Annotated in this window: 20 protein-coding genes; 4 read left to right on the forward strand and 16 right to left on the reverse strand. The window is 40.4% G+C overall.

What is annotated here, in order from left to right:
* Positions 1-339: 339 nt before the first annotated feature.
* On the reverse strand, positions 340-1,029 hold the full coding sequence (locus HMPREF2984_RS04645; RefSeq protein WP_049533032.1) for a gamma-glutamyl-gamma-aminobutyrate hydrolase family protein: 690 nt from the start codon (positions 1,027-1,029) through the stop codon (positions 340-342).
* A gap of 251 nt (positions 1,030-1,280) precedes the next feature.
* Between HMPREF2984_RS04645 and HMPREF2984_RS04650 the strand changes: the two genes are divergently transcribed.
* Both HMPREF2984_RS04650 and galU read left to right on the forward strand, forming a co-directional pair.
* A complete protein-coding gene (locus HMPREF2984_RS04650; RefSeq protein WP_049533033.1) occupies positions 1,281-2,297 on the forward strand; it encodes an NAD(P)H-dependent glycerol-3-phosphate dehydrogenase in 1,017 nt (338 codons plus the stop codon).
* Between the two features lie 28 nt (positions 2,298-2,325).
* Positions 2,326-3,225: a UTP--glucose-1-phosphate uridylyltransferase GalU gene (gene galU / locus HMPREF2984_RS04655; protein ID WP_003041845.1), complete on the forward strand. Its 900-nt coding sequence runs from the start codon at positions 2,326-2,328 to the stop codon at positions 3,223-3,225.
* 440 nt (positions 3,226-3,665) lie between these two features.
* Here galU and HMPREF2984_RS04660 read toward each other — a convergent pair whose 3' ends face one another.
* Genes HMPREF2984_RS04660 through tsaB form a run of 5 tightly spaced genes read right to left on the reverse strand, consistent with a single transcriptional unit; the run spans position 3,666 to position 6,803 of the window.
* The gene (locus HMPREF2984_RS04660) at positions 3,666-3,989 is read right to left on the reverse strand and encodes an AzlD domain-containing protein (protein ID WP_049533034.1); all 324 of its coding nucleotides are present in this window, start codon (positions 3,987-3,989) and stop codon (positions 3,666-3,668) included.
* Entirely contained in the window at positions 3,979-4,674 is a 696-nt protein-coding gene (locus HMPREF2984_RS04665; protein WP_049533035.1) for an AzlC family ABC transporter permease, read from the reverse strand. The genes HMPREF2984_RS04660 and HMPREF2984_RS04665 overlap by 11 nt, the downstream gene beginning before the upstream one ends.
* Before the next feature lie 2 nt (positions 4,675-4,676).
* Positions 4,677-5,690: a tRNA (adenosine(37)-N6)-threonylcarbamoyltransferase complex transferase subunit TsaD gene (gene tsaD / locus HMPREF2984_RS04670; protein ID WP_049533036.1), complete on the reverse strand. Its 1,014-nt coding sequence runs from the start codon at positions 5,688-5,690 to the stop codon at positions 4,677-4,679.
* The gene (rimI, locus tag HMPREF2984_RS04675) at positions 5,683-6,123 is read right to left on the reverse strand and encodes a ribosomal protein S18-alanine N-acetyltransferase (RefSeq protein WP_059221568.1); all 441 of its coding nucleotides are present in this window, start codon (positions 6,121-6,123) and stop codon (positions 5,683-5,685) included. The genes tsaD and rimI overlap by 8 nt, the downstream gene beginning before the upstream one ends.
* Positions 6,120-6,803 (reverse strand): tRNA (adenosine(37)-N6)-threonylcarbamoyltransferase complex dimerization subunit type 1 TsaB, encoded by a 684-nt coding sequence (tsaB, locus tag HMPREF2984_RS04680; RefSeq protein WP_070496926.1) that lies wholly within the window; start codon positions 6,801-6,803, stop codon positions 6,120-6,122. Before tsaB ends, rimI begins: the two co-directional genes overlap by 4 nt.
* 277 nt (positions 6,804-7,080) lie before the next feature.
* Here tsaB and HMPREF2984_RS04685 point away from each other — a divergent pair, with 277 nt between their 5' ends.
* Complete coding sequence (locus tag HMPREF2984_RS04685; protein ID WP_037582642.1) at positions 7,081-7,311, forward strand: DNA-dependent RNA polymerase subunit epsilon; 231 nt, start codon at positions 7,081-7,083, stop codon at positions 7,309-7,311.
* A 3-nt stretch (positions 7,312-7,314) separates the two neighbouring features.
* The gene (locus tag HMPREF2984_RS04690; RefSeq protein WP_049533039.1) at positions 7,315-8,991 is read left to right on the forward strand and encodes a ribonuclease J1; all 1,677 of its coding nucleotides are present in this window, start codon (positions 7,315-7,317) and stop codon (positions 8,989-8,991) included.
* Positions 8,992-9,221: 230 nt separating this feature from the next.
* Here HMPREF2984_RS04690 and gap read toward each other — a convergent pair whose 3' ends face one another.
* The 10 genes from gap to rpe form a co-directional block, all read right to left on the reverse strand.
* Positions 9,222-10,229, reverse strand: a complete 1,008-nt coding sequence (gene gap, locus HMPREF2984_RS04695; RefSeq protein WP_003026445.1) for a type I glyceraldehyde-3-phosphate dehydrogenase — start codon at positions 10,227-10,229, stop codon at positions 9,222-9,224.
* A gap of 514 nt (positions 10,230-10,743) precedes the next feature.
* A complete protein-coding gene (fusA, locus tag HMPREF2984_RS04700; protein ID WP_003026447.1) occupies positions 10,744-12,825 on the reverse strand; it encodes an elongation factor G in 2,082 nt (693 codons plus the stop codon).
* A gap of 159 nt (positions 12,826-12,984) precedes the next feature.
* Positions 12,985-13,455: a 30S ribosomal protein S7 gene (gene rpsG, locus HMPREF2984_RS04705; protein WP_003041799.1), complete on the reverse strand. Its 471-nt coding sequence runs from the start codon at positions 13,453-13,455 to the stop codon at positions 12,985-12,987.
* Between the two features lie 19 nt (positions 13,456-13,474).
* The gene (gene rpsL / locus HMPREF2984_RS04710) at positions 13,475-13,888 is read right to left on the reverse strand and encodes a 30S ribosomal protein S12 (RefSeq protein ID WP_003026451.1); all 414 of its coding nucleotides are present in this window, start codon (positions 13,886-13,888) and stop codon (positions 13,475-13,477) included.
* 201 nt (positions 13,889-14,089) lie between these two features.
* Positions 14,090-14,674, reverse strand: coding sequence for a hypothetical protein (locus HMPREF2984_RS04715; RefSeq protein ID WP_059221574.1), 585 nt, complete (start codon positions 14,672-14,674; stop codon positions 14,090-14,092).
* Positions 14,675-14,687: 13 nt separating this feature from the next.
* Complete coding sequence (gene purR, locus HMPREF2984_RS04720; protein WP_003026455.1) at positions 14,688-15,506, reverse strand: pur operon repressor; 819 nt, start codon at positions 15,504-15,506, stop codon at positions 14,688-14,690.
* A 91-nt stretch (positions 15,507-15,597) separates the two neighbouring features.
* Entirely contained in the window at positions 15,598-16,542 is a 945-nt protein-coding gene (locus HMPREF2984_RS04725; RefSeq protein WP_003041828.1) for a 3'-5' exoribonuclease YhaM family protein, read from the reverse strand.
* Positions 16,532-17,788, reverse strand: coding sequence for a DNA recombination protein RmuC (locus tag HMPREF2984_RS04730; RefSeq protein ID WP_003041776.1), 1,257 nt, complete (start codon positions 17,786-17,788; stop codon positions 16,532-16,534). Before HMPREF2984_RS04730 ends, HMPREF2984_RS04725 begins: the two co-directional genes overlap by 11 nt.
* A 1-nt stretch (position 17,789) precedes the next feature.
* Positions 17,790-18,422, reverse strand: a complete 633-nt coding sequence (locus HMPREF2984_RS04735) for a thiamine diphosphokinase (protein ID WP_003041807.1) — start codon at positions 18,420-18,422, stop codon at positions 17,790-17,792.
* The gene (rpe, locus tag HMPREF2984_RS04740; RefSeq protein ID WP_003041774.1) at positions 18,415-19,074 is read right to left on the reverse strand and encodes a ribulose-phosphate 3-epimerase; all 660 of its coding nucleotides are present in this window, start codon (positions 19,072-19,074) and stop codon (positions 18,415-18,417) included. Before rpe ends, HMPREF2984_RS04735 begins: the two co-directional genes overlap by 8 nt.
* Position 19,075: the final 1 nt, after the last annotated feature.

Genomic DNA, 19,075 nt, shown 5'->3' on the forward strand with positions numbered 1-19,075 from the left:
TAACCCAAAATCATTAAAGCCGTCTATGCTCTATCATTGTAACACCTTATGAAAAAAATAGCTAGATAAGGTGTTGTTTTTGTGTACTCTTTTTCCAATCAAAAGAGCCGAAAAGGGCTAGGATAAACTATTAAAATCAAATCAATCATCAATTCTTTGACTGAAAAACATTGAATTGCTTGACAAATGGTAGAAAAAAGACCACCTCTTTGGTGGCCCTTATAGGGAGATTATTATGAAAAAGTTTAGGATTTCTATCAAACAAAGTTAGGAGGTCTTCATTTGATGATGTTATTATAAAATGATTTTCTTAAATGAAGCTTAAGCTGCATTTTAAATTTACAATTTCTGCAAAAGATACTGGAAAAGTTCTAGATTTCCTTTTTCTTCATTGACTAAAAACTCTGGGTGCCATTGAAGCCCGATGATCCGACTATCATCTAGCGACTCAATCGCTTCAATGGTTTTATCCCTAGGATCAAAAGCTGTTGCGCGAAAATTCGGCGCCAAATCTTTAATACTTTGTCGGTGGACAGAGTTAATCTGACTAGCACGACCGAATAGTTCTTCAACAATGCTGCCTTTCTCAGTTTGAATAGAGTGAGAAGTTCCAAAAGGTAAGCCCTGCCAATGGTTGTCAATATGCTGATTCAGCGTTCCACCAAAAGCAACATTGACTAGCTGCAAACCTCGACAAATCGCCATAATTGGTTTTTCCTGTCGAATAGTTTCTGCTAACAGAGCCAGCTCAAACTCGTCTCGCACCATATTGTAATCATCACTCTCAATCGTCTGCTTTTCTCCGTAAAAAGTGGGGTGCACATGTTGTCCGCCAGACAAAATCAATTTATCAATACTTTCAACATAATCCCTCACCAAATTTTTGTCACCAACAGGGATAATCATAGGCAATCCGCCAGCGATTCTGATACTCTCAGCAAATTTACTAGAAACGGACGAGTGAATATTTTTACCTTCCTTATCAACAGGACAAAGATTAGCGGTCACTCCAACTATCGGTCTGCTCATACGATTCCCTCCTCATTGATATACACAAGCTTACCACTTCCTCAGCTAGTCGTCCAATTGATTTTTTTAAAGGTCGTGATAAATAGTTTTTATACTAGCCGCAACTCCTGCCTCATTACACTCTTTTTATGCACTTTAATCAGACTTTATTCTTATAAAATAATAACTTATAAAAACAAGCTGCTACTAAACAAGAAATTTATCGCTTTCTATGGTAAAATGAAATTAGAAAACTCTATAAGGAGAAGAACATGGAAAAACAAACAGTTGCTGTTTTAGGCCCTGGTTCATGGGGTACTGCCTTGGCACAAGTATTAAATGACAACGGACATGAAGTTCGTATTTGGGGCAATATTGCCGAACAAATTACTGAAATCAACGAGCACCACACTAACAAACGGTATTTTAAAGATATTGTTCTTGATGAAAAGATCACAGCGTATTACGACTTAAAAGAAACCCTTGATGGCGTGGATGCTATCCTTTTCGTCGTTCCAACCAAGGTTACACGTCTTGTAGCCAAACAAGTCGCCGAGGTGCTTGATCATCCAGTTAAAGTCATGCACGCTTCAAAAGGTCTGGAGCCTGATACCCATAAGCGACTTTCCATGATTTTAGAGGAAGAATTGCCTGAACAATTCCGTAGCGAAATCGTCGTCGTCTCTGGTCCCAGCCATGCTGAGGAAACTATCGTTCGCGACATTACTCTCATCACAGCAGCTTCAAAAGATTTAAAAACAGCTAAATATGTCCAAAATCTTTTCAGCAATCACTACTTCCGCTTGTATACTAATACAGATGTCATCGGTGTGGAAACGGCTGGAGCCCTAAAAAACATCATTGCGGTCGGAGCAGGGGCTCTTCACGGTCTCGGTTATGGTGACAATGCAAAAGCCGCTATTATCACGCGTGGCTTAGCAGAAATCACCCGTCTCGGCGTCAAACTTGGTGCCAGCCCCTTGACATATAGCGGGTTATCAGGAGTAGGAGATTTAATTGTCACAGGGACCTCCGTTCACTCACGCAATTGGCGCGCTGGTGACGCTCTTGGTCGCGGTGAAAAGCTAGAAGATATCGAAGCTAACATGGGCATGGTTATCGAAGGCATTTCCACTACCAAAGCGGCCTATGAACTCGCACAAGAGTTAGACGTCTACATGCCTATCACCCAAGCCATTTATCATGTCATTTATGAAAACCTTAACATAAAAGATGCCATTTATGATATAATGAATAATGAATTCAAAGCTGAGAACGAATGGTCGTGATTAGCCACATTAAATAAGGAGTCGTTCTATGACAAAAGTAAGAAAAGCAGTCATTCCTGCTGCTGGACTTGGAACTCGTTTCCTACCAGCCACAAAAGCACTCGCAAAAGAAATGCTGCCTATTGTTGACAAACCAACTATTCAATTTATCGTTGAAGAAGCGTTAAAATCCGGTATCAAAGACATTCTGGTTGTAACAGGTAAATCCAAACGCTCTATTGAAGACCACTTTGATTCAAATTTTGAATTGGAGTACAACCTCAAAGAAAAAGGTAAATCTGATCTTTTAAAACTCGTAGATGAAACGACTGGTATCGGTCTTCATTTCATTCGTCAAAGCCATCCACGAGGGCTTGGCGATGCTGTTTTGCAAGCTAAGGCTTTCGTTGGTAACGAACCTTTCGTTGTCATGCTAGGCGATGACCTAATGGACATTACAAATGACAAAGCAGTACCACTTACCAAACAATTGATGAACGATTACGAGGAAACACACGCTTCAACTATTGCTGTCATGAAAGTGCCACACGACGAAGTTTCTTCTTATGGCGTTATTGATCCACAAGGTGAAGGAGTAAATGGACTCTACAGCGTTGAAACTTTCGTTGAAAAGCCAAAACCAGAAGACGCACCAAGTGATCTCGCCATTATCGGACGCTACCTACTGACGCCTGAAATCTTCTCCATCTTGGAAACACAAAAGCCAGGTGCCGGAAATGAAATCCAGCTGACAGATGCTATTGATACTCTCAACAAAACACAAAGAGTATTCGCTCGTGAATTCACAGGTGACCGTTATGATGTCGGCGACAAATTTGGCTTTATGAAAACATCTATTGACTATGCCCTCAAACATCCTCAAGTCAAAGACGATATGAAACAATACATTATTGAGTTAGGCAAGAAATTAGACAAAAAAGAAAACTAACAGATAGCTGTGATGGGTGGCACCTATTCCTAATCAATTGTTCCAAGGAACTCTAATTGATTAAAATCAAAAGTGCTTTTCCAATCACTACATTTGTTGGGAAAACAATAACTTGTAAAAGGCAGGGAAAATATCATCCCTGCCTTACTTTTTGATACCCAAAATTCTTAATGAAGTAGATAATTGCTCAAAGCACTAACTTGAGGTTATAGATAGAGTTTGCAAAGTAAGTCTCAATACTGCTTTTGGCAGACTCGGAAAAAGCCCCTTTGGAAATGAAAATAATAACCGCAAATCTACTTTACAACAAACTCTCATTGTACCCAATCTAAATAAAAAACTCATTAAAATCCTGAATGGTCTGTTTTAGGTCTTAAACGGTCATTTTTAACTAAAACTCCGCCTTAGTGATTTCCTAAGACAGAGTTATTTCTATAAATTTAAAAGATGAATCGCAAACCAGCCACCAATACCACACCAAAAATCACAGTTACCACTAAGTTACGATAGCGAAAAGCAATATAAATTGTTGGAAAAACAGCTATTAAATCTAGCCATTTAAAGGTTGGCAACTGTCCTACTCCTCCCTTGGTAATGCTGGATAAAATCAACGCAAAAATAATAGAGACCGGTAAATATTGCAAGAAACGTTCGACAATCTTAGGTAACCCGCGATATTTTACCAATATAAACGGAGTAATCCGTGATAACCATGTCACCAAGGCTGAGAGAAGAATGGCGACAAATATATAATTATTTATCATCTAGCATTACCCCCGCAGCACAGCCTAATAAGGTCGACATTAAAACAGCTAAAGACGAAGAAACAAGCATGCTTAAAGCATAGAACGATAACGCTACCACAGACAACATCACTAATAGTTTTTGAAATTTTGTTTTGTGTAACATCACTAAAAATTGGGAAGAAAAAATCCCAATAAACATACCCACCAGCGCAAAATCCAAGCCAAACATTTCTGGATTTGGCAAAAGGCTTCCTAATGTCGTTCCGACTACAGATCCGACGAACCAAGCGAGATAGCTCGTAATGTTATTGCCGTACATCCATTGAAGCGAAATATATTTTGTATGGACGTGCTCACTTAGTAAAACGCCGTATGTTTCATCTGTCAAGAGTATTCCGATACCAATATTTTGCAAGAGACTTGCATGCCGAAAAAAAGTAGATGTATGAAGACCTAGCAAAAATAGACGCAAATTGATTAAAAAAACTGTCAGAGCAATAGCTGTTACCGGGGCGTGAATCGCAAGAAGTGCTAGCATAGCAAACTGAGCACTTCCTGCATAGACTAAACTGCTCATCAGTGTCATTTCAAGAGGACTGACATAAGAAGCACCAATAATTCCACAAGCTAGTCCAATACTAACATACCCAAGAGCCGTTGGCATCGCTGCCTTAGCCCCATCCCTAAAACTTTTTCCTATCATATTTATTCTTCCATTGTGTCAAATGCCAGACTTGGCTTAGCATTCAAGCTCAATGTTGCAAGATTCCCTTTATTCCACTCACTGACGCTCGCATAAGCAATCATTCCTGCATTATCCCCACAGAGACGCAAAGGTGGTATGATTACCTTGATATCTGTCATTTCAGCTGCTAAACGTTCACGTAAACCTTGATTAGCAGCAACACCGCCCGCAACGACTAAGGTCTTAACAGGATATTTCTCCAAAGCTTTTTTTGTTTTTGCCATGAGAATATCTAAAACAGCAGCTTGAAAACTAGTAGCCAAATTTTCTTTCGACAAACTTTCACCCCTTTGCTCCGCATTGTGACAGAGGTTGATAAAGGCAGACTTCAACCCAGAAAAGGAAAATTCCAAATTATCCTCTTTGATCATCGCCCTCGGAAAATCATAAATATCTTGTCCTTTATGGGCCAATTCATCTATCTCACGCCCTGCTGGATAAGTCAAGCCCATCACGCGACCAACTTTATCATAAGCTTCTCCAACTGCATCATCGCGTGTTTCCCCGACAATCTGATAATCACCGGCTTCGCTGACATAAACCAACTCAGTATGCCCCCCGCTGACTAATAACGCTAAAAGAGGGTATTCTAATTTCTCAACACTTTGAGCCGCCATAAGATGACCTGCCATATGATTGACAGGAATAAGCGGTAAATGATGTGCCCACGCAAAAGACTTAGCAGCTGCCAGTCCGACTAAGAGGGCGCCTACGAGCCCTGGTCCATAAGTTACTGCTACTGCGGTTACCTCTTTTTCTGTAATACCGGCTTTCGCAAGAGCTTCCTCAATGCAAGCCGTGATAACTTCCACATGGTGACGGCTAGCCACTTCCGGTACCACGCCACCAAAACGTTTATGGCTCTCAATCTGGCTGGCAATAACATTGGATAAGAGTTCATCGCCATTCTTTAAAACCGCTACGCTAGTCTCATCGCAGGAGGTCTCAAAAGCTAAAATATATTTATCATTCATTGTTTTCTCTTTTCATTACGATCGCATTTTCCACTGGCTCATGATAGTAATTCTTGCGCCGAGCGATTTCTATAAATTTCTCTTTTTGGTAAAATAGCAGAGCTGCTTTGTTGGATTCTCTCACTTCGAGAAAAATATCTTTTTCAATCGGTAGATATTCAAACAAAGCGGTCGCAATTTTCTTTCCTTGATAGGCTTTCTTAACCGCAATTTGTAAAACTTCTGCTTCAAAGTCCGACTCTTGAAAAGCCAGAAACCCGATTAAATTTTGAGCTTGCAAAGCCAAAACATAAACTGACAAAGGATTTTGTAAATCTTTCTCAATCTGCTCTATATTCCAAGGACTGACAGCATACACATCTTTCAATACTTGGTAAATTTGCTCCGCTAAATTAGCAACCTGCTTTTTTTCATCTTTTTTAATCTCAATCATAAACGCTTGATGTAAGAATCTTTTGTTTCTTGATGATTTTTCAGCCAATTCTCTTCTGCTTCCACTCGCTTGAGGTAATTCGGCACGAAATCATGAACAGAGCGAGCTGGTAGTTGCAGACCAATTTTAGCAAGGAGCACAGCGCTTGGCAGAGTTGCTTTGATAAGAGCTTCTGGCAAAGCGGATTGAATCTGCTCCGCAAAATTTTTCACCTCTCCTACAAAAGTTACCTGAGAAGCAGACTTGGCTTTTTCTAAAACTTCTTCAAAAGATAAATGAGCTTCCGGCTGAGTTGCTCTGCCATTTTCATAAAAACCAGCATAGACATTGTTTCGTCTAGCATCCATGAGAGGAATGACCAAGCCGTCAATGTCCTCTGGCACCAGAATCCGCAAGCTAGAAACTCCCACCAAATCTATTTTAAGCGTATGTGCTAACGTTTTGGCCGTTGCCACAGCAATTCGCAAACCTGTATAACTACCAGGACCTTCTGCAACTACAATGCGACCTAAGTCACTTGGTTTCAAATCCAAACTTTCCATTAAAAAATCAATAGCCGGCATCAATGTAACGCTATGATTTTTCTTAATATTTATCGTCATCTCAGCAAGCAACTTATTATCTTCTAAAATCGCAATTGCTAAGGCTTTGCTGGATGTGTCAAAAGCTAAAACTTTCATTCTTATCTTTCCTTTGTGATAATCTACTTTCTATTATACTACAAAAAATACGGATTTCCTTAATATGATTTCCAAAAAAACAAGACCTTTTGAAAATCGCTTTCCTAGATTTTCTCACTTCTTTCTTTTACTAAATAACCTTTTTATGATATAATAATTATAATTGTAACGTATCAAAATCAATTTATTACCCGGAAAATCAAATAGATGAAGACCGCCCTTGAAAATAAGGTGGCTATTTTCTGGTAGATTGATCATGAATGAGAAAGGAATTGAAATGATTTACAAAGTTTTTTATCAAGAAACAAAAGAACGCAATCCACGTCGGGAAAACACGCATTCTCTCTACTTGGATATTGACGCCAAAAACGAATTAGAAGGACGCATCAAAGCCCGGAAACTCGTCGAAGAAAAAACACCTTACAATGTTGAATTGATTACACTTTTGTCTGACAAACATTTAGAATACGAAAAAGAATCAGGCAACTTTACAATTACGGAGCTCTAAACCATGTCATATACTTTAAAATCCGAAGAAGTCGGTGTATTTGCCATTGGTGGTTTAGGAGAAATCGGGAAAAATACCTACGGGATTGAATACCAAGATGAGATTATCATCGTTGATGCAGGGATTAAATTTCCTGAAGATGACCTCTTAGGGATTGATTATGTCATTCCTGACTATTCTTATATCGTAGAAAATATTGACCGTATCAAAGGAGTGTTGATTACTCACGGTCATGAAGACCACATCGGAGGGATTCCCTTCCTTCTCAAGCAAGCAAATGTTCCTATTTATGCTGGACCACTTGCCCTTGCACTGATTCGTGGTAAATTAGAAGAGCACGGACTTTTACGTGACGCTAAACTCTACGAAATCAATCAAAATACCGAACTTCAATTTAAAAATTTAAAAGCAACCTTCTTCCGCACAACTCACTCCATCCCAGAGCCTTTGGGAATTGTCATCCACACACCTCAAGGGAAAATTGTTTGTACGGGTGACTTCAAGTTTGACTTTACACCTGTTGGCGAGCCAGCAGATTTACATCGAATGGCAGCACTTGGTGAAGATGGTGTTTTAGCACTTCTTTCTGACTCCACCAATGCAGAAATTCCAACTTTCACAAATTCCGAAAAAGTCGTTGGTCAGTCTATTATGAAAATCATTGAAGGCATTCATGGGCGGATTATTTTTGCCTCCTTTGCCTCAAATATCTTCCGTCTCCAACAAGCTGCGGATGCTGCGGTTAAAACTGGCCGAAAAATTGCTGTTTTTGGACGTTCAATGGAAAAAGCCATTGTCAACGGAATTGAACTAGGGTATATTAAAACCCCAAAAGGAACGTTCATTGAACCAAATGAAATCAAAGATTATCCCGCAAATGAAATTCTAATCATGTGTACAGGAAGTCAGGGAGAACCGATGGCAGCTCTTTCACGCATTGCGAATGGAACCCATCGTCAAGTCCAACTCCAACCAGGTGATACAGTGATTTTCTCTTCTAGTCCTATCCCTGGAAATACCACCAGTGTCAATAAGCTCATCAACACCATTTCAGAAGCTGGCGTTGATGTTATCCATGGAAAAATCAATAACATCCATACATCTGGACACGGTGGACAACAAGAGCAAAAATTGATGCTCCGTTTGATAAAACCTAAGTATTTCATGCCAGTCCATGGTGAATACCGCATGCAAAAAGTTCATGCTGGACTTGCAATGGATACAGGCATCCCTAAAAAGAATATCTTTATCATGAGTAATGGAGACGTCCTTGCTTTAACTGCCAATTCGGCTCGCATCGCAGGAAGTTTCAATGCCCAAGATATTTATGTTGACGGTAATCGTATCGGAGAAATCGGTGCTGCAGTCCTCCGCGACAGACGTGACCTTTCCGAAGATGGCGTTGTCCTTGCAGTAGCTACCGTTGACTTTAAATCAAAAATGATTTTGGCTGGTCCTGATATTCTTAGTCGCGGTTTTATCTATATGCGTGAATCAGGCGATCTCATTCGTCACAGCCAGCGTATTCTTTTCAATGCGATACGTATTGCATTGAAAAATAAAGATGCCAGCATCCAGTCAGTCAACGGAGCTATTGTAAATGCTCTTCGACCATTCTTATATGAAAATACCGAACGCGAGCCTATTATCATCCCAATGATTTTAACACCAGATGAATAAATCTAGCAATATAATCCTTACATACTAAAAAAAACAACTTGATTTGGGTAAAGTCAAGTTGTTTTTATTGTAGCTTGGTCATAACGACCAAACGAGTGGAAACTCTGGAGTTTTATCAACATTCTAATTTGATTTTTATACATATTCAACTCCCAACTTCCACAAGTATAAGCTGAGGAGCGAATGACAACAAAAAAGAGAGGCGAACCTCTCTTCTCTATACTGATGAATTATTTAGCAATTTTTGCAAAGTATTCAAGAGTACGTACAAGTTGTGCAGTGTATGACATTTCGTTATCGTACCAAGATACAACTTTCACCAATTGTTTTCCGTCAACATCAAGAACTTTAGTTTGAGTTGCATCAAACAATGAACCAAATGACATACCTACGATATCTGAAGATACGATTGGATCTTCTGTGTAACCGTATGATTCGTTAGCTGCTGCTTTCATAGCTGCATTTACTTCATCAACAGTTACATTCTTTTCAAGAACAGCAACCAATTCAGTAACTGATCCAGTTGGAGTTGGAACACGTTGGGCTGAACCATCAAGTTTACCGTTCAATTCTGGGATAACAAGACCGATAGCTTTAGCAGCACCAGTTGAGTTAGGAACGATGTTTGCAGCACCAGCACGAGCACGGCGAAGATCACCTTTACGATGTGGACCGTCAAGGATCATTTGGTCACCAGTGTAAGCGTGGATTGTTGTCATCAAACCTTCAACGATACCGAAGTTGTCTTGAAGTGCTTTAGCCATTGGAGCCAAGCAGTTTGTAGTACATGAAGCACCTGAAATAACTGTTTCAGTACCATCAAGAACATCGTGGTTAGTGTTAAATACGATTGTTTTAACATCGTTTCCGCCAGGAGCAGTGATAACAACTTTCTTAGCTCCACCTTTAAGGTGTTTTTCAGCTGCATCTTTCTTAGCAAAGAAACCAGTTGCTTCCAAAACGATTTCTACACCGTCAGTAGCCCAGTCGATTTGTTCTGGGTCACGTTCAGCAGAAACTTTAACGAATTTACCGTTAACTTCGAATCCACCTTCTTTAACTTCCACAGTACCGTCGAAACGACCTTGAGTTGTGTCATATTTCAACAAATGTGCAAGCATAACTGGATCTGTAAGGTCGTTGATACGAGTAACTTCAACACCTTCTACGTTTTGGATACGACGGAATGCAAGACGACCGATACGACCGAAACCGTTAATACCAACTTTAACTACCATTCGTGATTTCCTCCTTATGAAAATCAAAAAATTTTTATGTGAAAAGAGTAACTTGAGTTGCTACAAATCACCTTTCAACATATCTATTATATACTTTATCCCTTAAAATTGCAACTGATTTCAGCATTATTAACAAGGAATATCATTTCTTTCAAAGATTTTCATTTCTCTTTCATTTCCGGAAGCTAAGTGGGAGATATGCAAAAAGAGAGTGGGACAGAAATCAGTAGTTTCGTAGAAACTTGATTTCATCGTCCCACCTCTGTACGGTTGAGTAGAGCTGTAAAAGTTGATTTATCAACGTATTAGAGTCCACTCAGCAGTGATTAATTGGCACTAAAGTGCCTAATTAATTGTGCATGGGAAACTCTACATTGACTAAGGTGAATAGAGCTTCTCCAAATCACTGCATCTTATAATTCTGACTATATAAACAAAGGAAGCTGAGTACATTGTCCCAGCTTCCTTTTTTATAAAAAACGCCCGCAACTGCGGACGCATGGGCTTGACTTGATTAAGCCTCACCTTTATTTTTCTTAATGATTTCTTCTTGTACTGACTTCGGTACATCTTCGTAGTGGTCAAATACCATCATGAAAGTACCGCGTCCTTGTGATGCTGAACGAAGAACTGTTGCATAACCGAACATTTCAGCAAGTGGAACATAGGCACGAACGATTTGGCTGTTACCATGAGCTTCCATACCATCAACACGTCCACGACGAGCTGTTACGTGTCCCATAACGTCACCGAGGTTTTCTTCTGGTACAGTAATGGTAACAAGCATCATTGGTTCAAGAATGGTTGGTTGCGCAGTCTTAGCAGCTTCTTTAAGAGCAAGAGAGGCAGCAACTTTGAAGGCTGTTTCTGATGAGTCGACATCGTGGTATGAACCATCATACAGTTTTGCCTTCACATCAACGATTGGGTAACCAGCAAGAACACCGTTTGCCATTGACTCAATCAAACCTTTTTCTACAGCTGGGATGAATTCACGTGGAACCACACCACCAACGATAGCATTTTCAAACTCGAAGCCTTTTCCTTCTTCGTTTGGAGTAAATTCAATCCAAACATCACCGAATTGACCTTTACCACCTGATTGGCGTTTGAAGAATCCACGTGCTGATGTTTGTGCACGGAAAGTTTCACGATAAGATACTTGAGGAGCACCTACGTTTGCTTCAACTTTGAATTCACGACGCATACGGTCTACAAGGACATCCAAGTGAAGTTCACCCATACCAGAGATAACTGTTTCACCAGTTTCAACGTTAGTTTCAACGCGGAAAGTTGGGTCTTCTTCAGCCAATTTTTGAAGGGCAATACCCATCTTATCTTGGTCAGCTTTTGACTTAGGTTCAACCATCAATTGGATAACTGGTTCTGGAACTTCGATAGATTCAAGGATAATTTTTGCCTTTTCATCTGTCAATGAGTCACCAGTTGTAGTATCTTTCAAACCAACAGCTGCAGCGATGTCACCAGAGTAAACTGTTTCAATTTCATTCCGGTGGTTTGCGTGCATTTGCAGGATACGTCCAATACGTTCGCGTTTACCTTTAGAAGTATTCAAAACGTATGAACCTGAGTTCAAGACACCTGAGTACACACGGAAGAAAGTCAAACGACCAACAAATGGGTCTGTCATAATCTTGAAAGCAAGTGCTGCAAACGGTTCGTCATCAGATGCAGGACGAGTTTCTTCTTCTTCAGTATCTGGATTTACACCCTTGATAGCTGGAATGTCAAGTGGGCTTGGAAGGTAGTCAATAACTGCATCAAGCATCATTTGAACACCTTTGTTTTTGAAGGCAGAACCAGCAAGAACTGGGAAGAATTCAACATTGATAGTTGCTTTACGGATGGCAGCTTTTAGTTCTGCTTCAGTAATTTCTTCCCCTTCAAGGTATTTCATCATCAAATCTTCATCAGTTTCAGCAACTGCTTCGACTAATTTTTCACGCCATTCTTGAGCTTGTTCAAGATAATCAGCTGGAATATCTTCTTCAAGAATATCTGTTCCAAGGTCATTTGTATAGATTTCAGCTTTCATGCGAACCAAGTCAATGATACCACGGAAATCATCTTCTGCACCGATTGGCAATTGAATTGGATGAGCATTTGCTTGAAGGCGATCGTGAAGTGTGCTTACTGAGTAAAGGAAGTCTGCACCGATTTTATCCATTTTGTTAGCAAATACGATACGTGGAACGCCATATTCAGTTGCTTGACGCCAAACTGTTTCCGTTTGAGGTTCAACACCTGATTGTGAGTCAAGGACAGTTACGGCACCATCCAATACACGAAGAGAACGTTGTACTTCAATTGTGAAGTCCACGTGCCCTGGTGTGTCAATAATGTTGACACGGTAATCCTTCCATTGTGCTGTTGTTGCAGCAGATGTAATAGTAATACCACGTTCTTGTTCTTGTTCCATCCAGTCCATTTGTGAAGCACCTTCGTGTGTTTCACCAATTTTATGGATTTTACCGGTATAGTAAAGAATACGTTCAGTCGTTGTTGTTTTACCAGCATCGACGTGAGCCATGATACCGATGTTACGAGTTTTTTCAAGTGAAAATTCGCGAGCCATTTGGTTGTTTCTCCTATTATTTTATTTACAGTTTATTATAACATATTTTAAGAAAAGCGAGTAGGCAAATCCTACCCGCTTGTTGATTACTCATGCTAATTAGTAAGAGTATTAAGCCTTTGAAAGAGCTTTTGCAATTCTCTAAAAAGAGAAGCAATCTTACCAGCGGAAGTGAGCAAAAGCACGGTTAGCTTCAGCCATACGGTGAGTATCTTCACGTTTTTTAACAGCTGCACCAGTATTGTTAGCTGCATCCATGATTTCTTTTGCAAGGCGATCTTGCATAGTGTGTTCTCCACGTGAACGTGAAATAGTTACCAACCAACGAAGTCCAAGAGTTGTACGACGTTCTGGACGAACTTCAACTGGGACTTGGTAGTTAGAACCACCGACACGGCGAGCACGTACTTCAAGTACAGGCATGATGTTTTCCATAGCTGCTTCAAATACTTCAAGTGCATCATTTCCAGTAGCTTCTTTGATTTGCTCAAAAGCACCATATACGATTGAAGCTGCTGTACCACGTTTACCATCAAGCATAACGCGGTTGATAAGACGTGTCACTAATTTTGAATTGTAGAGCGGATCTGGCAATACTTCGCGCTTAGGCGCACGGTTTTTACGACTCATTGATCTTTATCCCCTTTCCTTATGCTTTTGGTTTTTTCGTACCGTATTTAGAACGGCCTTGTTTACGATCAGTTACACCTGCAGTATCAAGTGCACCACGAACAATATGGTAACGTACCCCTGGAAGGTCTTTTACACGTCCACCACGAAGAAGCACAACGCTGTGTTCTTGCAAGTTATGTCCGATACCTGGGATATATGCAGTTACTTCGATCAGATTGCTCAAACGTACACGAGCAAACTTACGAAGAGCTGAGTTCGGTTTTTTAGGTGTCATAGTACCAACACGAGTTGCTACACCACGTTTTTGTGGTGAGTTTTCACGAGTAGGTACACGCTTCAAACTATTATAACCAACGTTTAAAGCTGGTGATTTAGATTTTTCTACTTTTGATTTACGCGGTTTGCGAACCAATTGGTTAATTGTAGGCATCTACATTTCTCCTGTATTTTTTTAATTTTGGTGATGATACACTTGGTGACAGCTATCATCTACGTGTACTTTTGCAACATTTGTCAGCACGTCTCTGTACACTTTTGAGAGACCAAAAGTAAAAAGTACCGTCTATTAGTATAACACGACGGTACTTTCTTTGTCAATATATTTTTTATAGTTTTCCTATTGAAATCCCAGCTATTGTCCAGTAGTATTTGTGGCTGGGACACTTGCTCCGTTTCCGTTAGTCGTTGGAGTTTGAGCTGAATTGGTTTCAGCTTGTCCTGTGGTAGCTGAAGTTGCTGGAGCTTGATAGGTTTGAGGATAAGTTTGTTGGTACGTTTGCCCTGCATCTGTTTGAGGCGTCACAGCGTTTTGATTTGCTGTAGCAGCTGCTTCGCTGGCTGCACGCGCCGCAATCGCGTCACTAACTGCCTTAATCCGTTGTTGAAGTTGAGCTTTTTGAGCTTCGTCTTTCAACTTGTCCACTTTTTCTTGAGCAGGCGTTACATTAGCCGTCGTCTGCTCCGCTTCCAGTTTTTTAACAGCCTCTTCTGCCTCTTGTGCAATTTTGGCTTGCTCTTTTTTCTCTTTTTCTGCTTTCGATTCTGAAGATTTTGATGTTGAAATGGTTCGCCTTACAGTCGGAGCAGCTGCACGCATCGCGTCATCTTGCTTTTTAACGAAAAATAATCCAGCAGCAAGAATAAGCGCCAAAGCTGTAACAATCGAAATTCTTAGCCACAAAGAGCTTTGATCCAATTTATCCAATATATTTTTCAAATTCTCACCTCATCTATTTGTCAAAAATATTCCCAACTTCTACGCTAATTTTGTTGGACTTCACATCAATAGCTGTCACTTTCAACAATGATTTGTAATCCAAATGTTCACGCTCCGTTTGTGCATTTTCCGCAAAGACTGCTACACCAGCTAACTCTGAATCAAATTCTCGTAAAAGACTAATCATACCATTGACTGTCCCGCCACCTTTTAAGAAATCATCTACGATTAAAACACGGCTTCCAGCTTTCAGGCTGCGTTTCGACAAGAACATCTTTTCAATACGGTCACCGCTCGAACCTGACACATAATTGACGCTAACCGTCGAGCCCTCTGTGATTTTCAAGTCGCGACGGACAATGACAAATGGAACATTTAACACATTTGCCACTGCATTTGCCAACGGCACTCCTTTTGTGGCAACAGTCATTACGGCATCAATTTTTTGATTTCGAAACGTCTTGGCAATAATGCGCCCAATGTTGTTTAAAATAGAAGGCGTACTCAGCAAATCCGATAAGTAAATGTAGCCACCGGGTAAAATTCGATTGCTTTCAGACAATTTCGTGCGGAGGTCTTCCACCATTGCTCTAGCTTCTTTATCCGAGATAGAGGGAGTAAAAATAACGCCTCCTCCTGCTCCTGTAATGGTTTCGATGTGCCCAATTTCCATTTCTTCAAAAGCACGTTTGATAATGACAATATCTTCGGAAATGGAAGATTTTGCGGACTCATACTTTTCAGCAAATGTATTGAGACTTGTTAATTCGTACGGATGATTGATTAGGTAGTTAGAAATAACTACCATGCGTTCACTTCTTCTTAATTTCATTTTTTCACCAATTTATTTTATTTTCTTCATTATATCATAATCAGTCCAAAAAACGAACATTATTTTTGCAATAACATTCGTTTTTCGTTTTTTACTTATCAAAATTAGGCTTATAGAAAGAGCGGTTGTCCATAGCAAAAATTCGATTGGTCATCTCACCCTCGCCAACCAAGGCTAGAGCCGAAGTCATCATCATCATTTCCGCATCTAAATTATCAATCATGTGGATAATTTCAGCTTCCATGATTTTCGGACGCACTGGACTACCGTATTCCAACAGGCCGTGATGACTTAGCAAAACATGACGGAGAATAATGACCTCTTCTCTAGTGTCGTCAATTTTTAATTCTGCCAACACCTTTGTTATTTCTTCATCAATCAAAGCGATGTGTCCGATGAGATTGCCTCGAACAGTGTATTCTGTTTGCTCTGGGCCTGTCAATTCCAGCACCTTTGCTAAATCATGGAGCATAATTCCTGCATAAAGTAAACTCTTATTTAGTTGCGGGTAAATCTCACCAATAGCATTTGCTAGCCGCACCATAGTCGCAGTATGAAAAGCAAGTCCTGCCTCAAAAGCGTGGTGATTGGTTTTCGCTGCTGGATAGGAGTAAAATTCTTTATCGTATTTAGCATACAAAGCCCGTACCACACGCTGCCAAACTGGATTTTCAATTTTAAAAATCATTTGCGAGAGATAGTCACGTAACTCCTGGACATCAACCGGTGGTTTTTCCTTAAAATCAGCTGGATTGTTTGGCTCACCAACTTTTGGCAGACGTAGTGTAATTTGATTCACTTGCGGAGTATTGTTATATACTTCTCTGCGCCCTTGCATATGGATGACTTTTCCAGCAGTAAATTCTTCCACATTGTGCGGTTGTGCATCCCACAATTTCCCTTCAATCGTTCCAGTGTCATCTTGAAAGGTGAATGCCAAATAGTTTTTCCCTGCCCTTGTTTGACGAAGTTCAGCAGATTTGATGAGGTAAAACCCCTCAAACAGCTCGTCTTTTTTCATTTGGTTAATCTTCATATTCTTCCTCTTCATCTTGGAAATCTAGTAGACCGTTGAAGTCCGACTTATCCGAAATTTCAATATGGCGCAAAGTTCGCTCGATAGCATTGGTTCTGCGCGTCAGCAATTCATCAATATTGCCAGAAGCATGTTGCAGATGTTTTTGTGCCTTGAGCAAAATGCCACCAAATTTATTAAATTCTGATTTGACATTGCCCAAAACCTTACTGATGTCATCTGCACTTCGTTGAATGTTGAGCGTTTTAAAACCAACCGAAAGCGAATTGAGTAGGGCAGACAACGTAGACGGTCCTGCGACCACAATCTGCTCGTCTCGACGCAAACTGTCAAAGAATTCCGGATTGCGAACAACTTCTGAATAAAGCCCTTCCGTTGGTAAAAACATCACGCCAAAGTTTGTTGTTGCAGGAGGCGCTAAGTATTTCTTATTGATGTCCTTGGCAAAACGTTTGACGCTCGCTAGCAAAGACTTGCGATACAAATCAATCTCTTCTTTGTTTCCTGATTCATAAGCATCCTCTAATCGATAGTAGTCAGCAAGCGGAAACTTGGAATCAATCGGCAAATAGATATATTCTTTTTCCACTTGCCCCGGTAATTTAATCGCGTACTCTACGCGTTCACTAGAGCCTGCAACTGTCGCAAATTCGCGTTCGTACTGGCTCGGTGTCATAATATCTTCAATAATCTGACCGAGTTGCAATTCACCTAAAATTCCACGCGTTTTGGTATTGGAGAGCACTTTATTTAGAGTGCCCACATCACGCGCTACATGTTGCATCTCGCCTAGACCACGATTGACTGACTCCAACTGTTTAGAAACCGTTTCAAAGGAGGTTTGCAACCGCGTCTGCAGCGTTTTCTCTAATTTTTCTTCCACTGTTTGGCGCATTTGTTCTAAACGACGGTCATTTGACTCCTGAATCTGACGCATTCGTTCGTCTGTCTTATCACGATTTTTAGTTAGATTCTCGCTTATCTCTAACCGCATTTCCGTTAAATTTCGATGTAAATCCGTACGCACCTCACCCAAACGATCTCCCAGAGCCAATTCCAGTTGTTGCTGTGCTAGAAGGCGTTGCTGCCGCTCCTGCTCAAAACGGTAATCCAACTGATCAGATAATTGATCGGCTTGATCTTCAAAAATCTTCTTCGCTTGGTCTGTCTGTTGCTGATTCTTTTGCCACAAAAGAAAGGTCACAATAAGATCTCCCAGCAATAAGAGGATAATTATAAACTCCATACTAACTCCTGTCTTTGCTATAAATGACAATAACATAACCTGATTGGCACTCTAAAAAAACGGGTTCATCTATAAATTCGTTAGAAGCATACACTTTTTTGAAAAAATAATTGGATTCGTTTAAAGGATATTTGGCTCCTTCAATCGTTAACTGACTATTGCTCACAGGCATAAAGGCTAGATAATTCATACCAGCTACTGGCTTTATCTCGTGACGCCCTTGAGGACAATAGCTGAGCTCATTTTGCGCACTACAAAGCCGAATTTGTTGCATATAAGGCGTGATTTCTGGATCGCTCGGCAAGAAAATATTTGCCAAAGTATGATCCAAGCGCCCACCAAAAGCACCAAAAATCGTTAGTTGCGCCTGTGGATAACGTGCAAAAACAGCTTTGACAGCCAACTCTAAATCCGTATCATCTTTTTCAGATTGTGCTTGAAGTACCTCTTTAGATTGAGAATAAATCAAAGCCAACTCTTTCTCCGAAACGGAATCAAAATCACCGACCGCTAGGTCTGGACAAATACCTTGTTCAATGAGAAGTAGACTCCCCCTATCTACTCCGATAAAGAGGTCGAAATCCATTTGAAAGCTATCTATCGTCCCACCAGCAAAGAGAGCAATTTTAGTCATGCAATGCTTCTTTCAAAGTTTGAACCTGATGAGCGACATCACCTTTGAACACATAACTACCTGCCACAAAGACATTAGCACCGGCCTCTTTGGCAATGCGAATGGTTTCACCATCAATACCACCGTCTACTTCAATATCAAAGTCTAGTTGGTTCACTTCTCTCAAAACGACTAATTCGCGTACTTTATCCATTGTTTCTGGTAGAAAAGCTTGTCCACCGAAGCCCGGATTGACAGTCATTACTAAGACTTGGTCAACCAGATTAAGTACGTTTTTCACCGCTTCAACAGGCGTTCCCGGATTGATAACAACACTTGCCTTGACACCAGCTGTCCGAATCTTTTGCAAAGCTCCGTGAATATGTGGTGTTGCTTCAGCATGGATGCTGATAATATCTGCACCCGCACGAGCAAAATCTTCAATATGGTGTTCTGGATTGGAGACCATAAGATGACAATCAAATACCAATCTACTGTGTGGTCGCATGCTCGCAACCACACCTGCGCCGAAGCTGATATTGGGAACAAAATGTCCGTCCATAATATCAATATGAGCGTACTCTGCCCCTGTGGCTTCTAATTTTTTCAATTCTGATTCAAAGTTTGCATAGTCTGCACTTAAAATAGACGGTGCAATTTTATAAGATTTCATT

Origin of the sequence: Streptococcus sp. HMSC066E07 (assembly GCF_001814695.1) — a bacterium.
Taxonomy (GTDB): domain Bacteria; phylum Bacillota; class Bacilli; order Lactobacillales; family Streptococcaceae; genus Streptococcus; species Streptococcus hominis.

Bases quoted from the DNA above. Each gene is read 5' to 3' on its own strand.
- rpe (WP_003041774.1), bottom strand. From the start codon at position 19,074: ATGAAATCTTATAAAATTGCACCGTCTATTTTAAGTGCAGACTATGCA.
- tsaB (WP_070496926.1), bottom strand. From the start codon at position 6,803: ATGAAAGTTTTAGCTTTTGACACATCCAGCAAAGCCTTAGCAATTGCG.
- tsaD (WP_049533036.1), bottom strand. From the start codon at position 5,690: ATGAATGATAAATATATTTTAGCTTTTGAGACCTCCTGCGATGAGACT.
- HMPREF2984_RS04650 (WP_049533033.1), top strand. From the start codon at position 1,281: ATGGAAAAACAAACAGTTGCTGTTTTAGGCCCTGGTTCATGGGGTACT.
- HMPREF2984_RS04660 (WP_049533034.1), bottom strand. From the start codon at position 3,989: ATGATAAATAATTATATATTTGTCGCCATTCTTCTCTCAGCCTTGGTG.
- HMPREF2984_RS04665 (WP_049533035.1), bottom strand. From the start codon at position 4,674: ATGATAGGAAAAAGTTTTAGGGATGGGGCTAAGGCAGCGATGCCAACG.
- purR (WP_003026455.1), bottom strand. From the start codon at position 15,506: ATGAAATTAAGAAGAAGTGAACGCATGGTAGTTATTTCTAACTACCTA.
- fusA (WP_003026447.1), bottom strand. From the start codon at position 12,825: ATGGCTCGCGAATTTTCACTTGAAAAAACTCGTAACATCGGTATCATG.
- rpsG (WP_003041799.1), bottom strand. From the start codon at position 13,455: ATGAGTCGTAAAAACCGTGCGCCTAAGCGCGAAGTATTGCCAGATCCG.
- rimI (WP_059221568.1), bottom strand. From the start codon at position 6,123: ATGATTGAGATTAAAAAAGATGAAAAAAAGCAGGTTGCTAATTTAGCG.
- HMPREF2984_RS04730 (WP_003041776.1), bottom strand. From the start codon at position 17,788: ATGGAGTTTATAATTATCCTCTTATTGCTGGGAGATCTTATTGTGACC.
- galU (WP_003041845.1), top strand. From the start codon at position 2,326: ATGACAAAAGTAAGAAAAGCAGTCATTCCTGCTGCTGGACTTGGAACT.
- rpsL (WP_003026451.1), bottom strand. From the start codon at position 13,888: ATGCCTACAATTAACCAATTGGTTCGCAAACCGCGTAAATCAAAAGTA.
- HMPREF2984_RS04645 (WP_049533032.1), bottom strand. From the start codon at position 1,029: ATGAGCAGACCGATAGTTGGAGTGACCGCTAATCTTTGTCCTGTTGAT.
- HMPREF2984_RS04725 (WP_003041828.1), bottom strand. From the start codon at position 16,542: ATGAAGATTAACCAAATGAAAAAAGACGAGCTGTTTGAGGGGTTTTAC.
- gap (WP_003026445.1), bottom strand. From the start codon at position 10,229: ATGGTAGTTAAAGTTGGTATTAACGGTTTCGGTCGTATCGGTCGTCTT.
- HMPREF2984_RS04685 (WP_037582642.1), top strand. From the start codon at position 7,081: ATGATTTACAAAGTTTTTTATCAAGAAACAAAAGAACGCAATCCACGT.
- HMPREF2984_RS04690 (WP_049533039.1), top strand. From the start codon at position 7,315: ATGTCATATACTTTAAAATCCGAAGAAGTCGGTGTATTTGCCATTGGT.
- HMPREF2984_RS04735 (WP_003041807.1), bottom strand. From the start codon at position 18,422: ATGACTAAAATTGCTCTCTTTGCTGGTGGGACGATAGATAGCTTTCAA.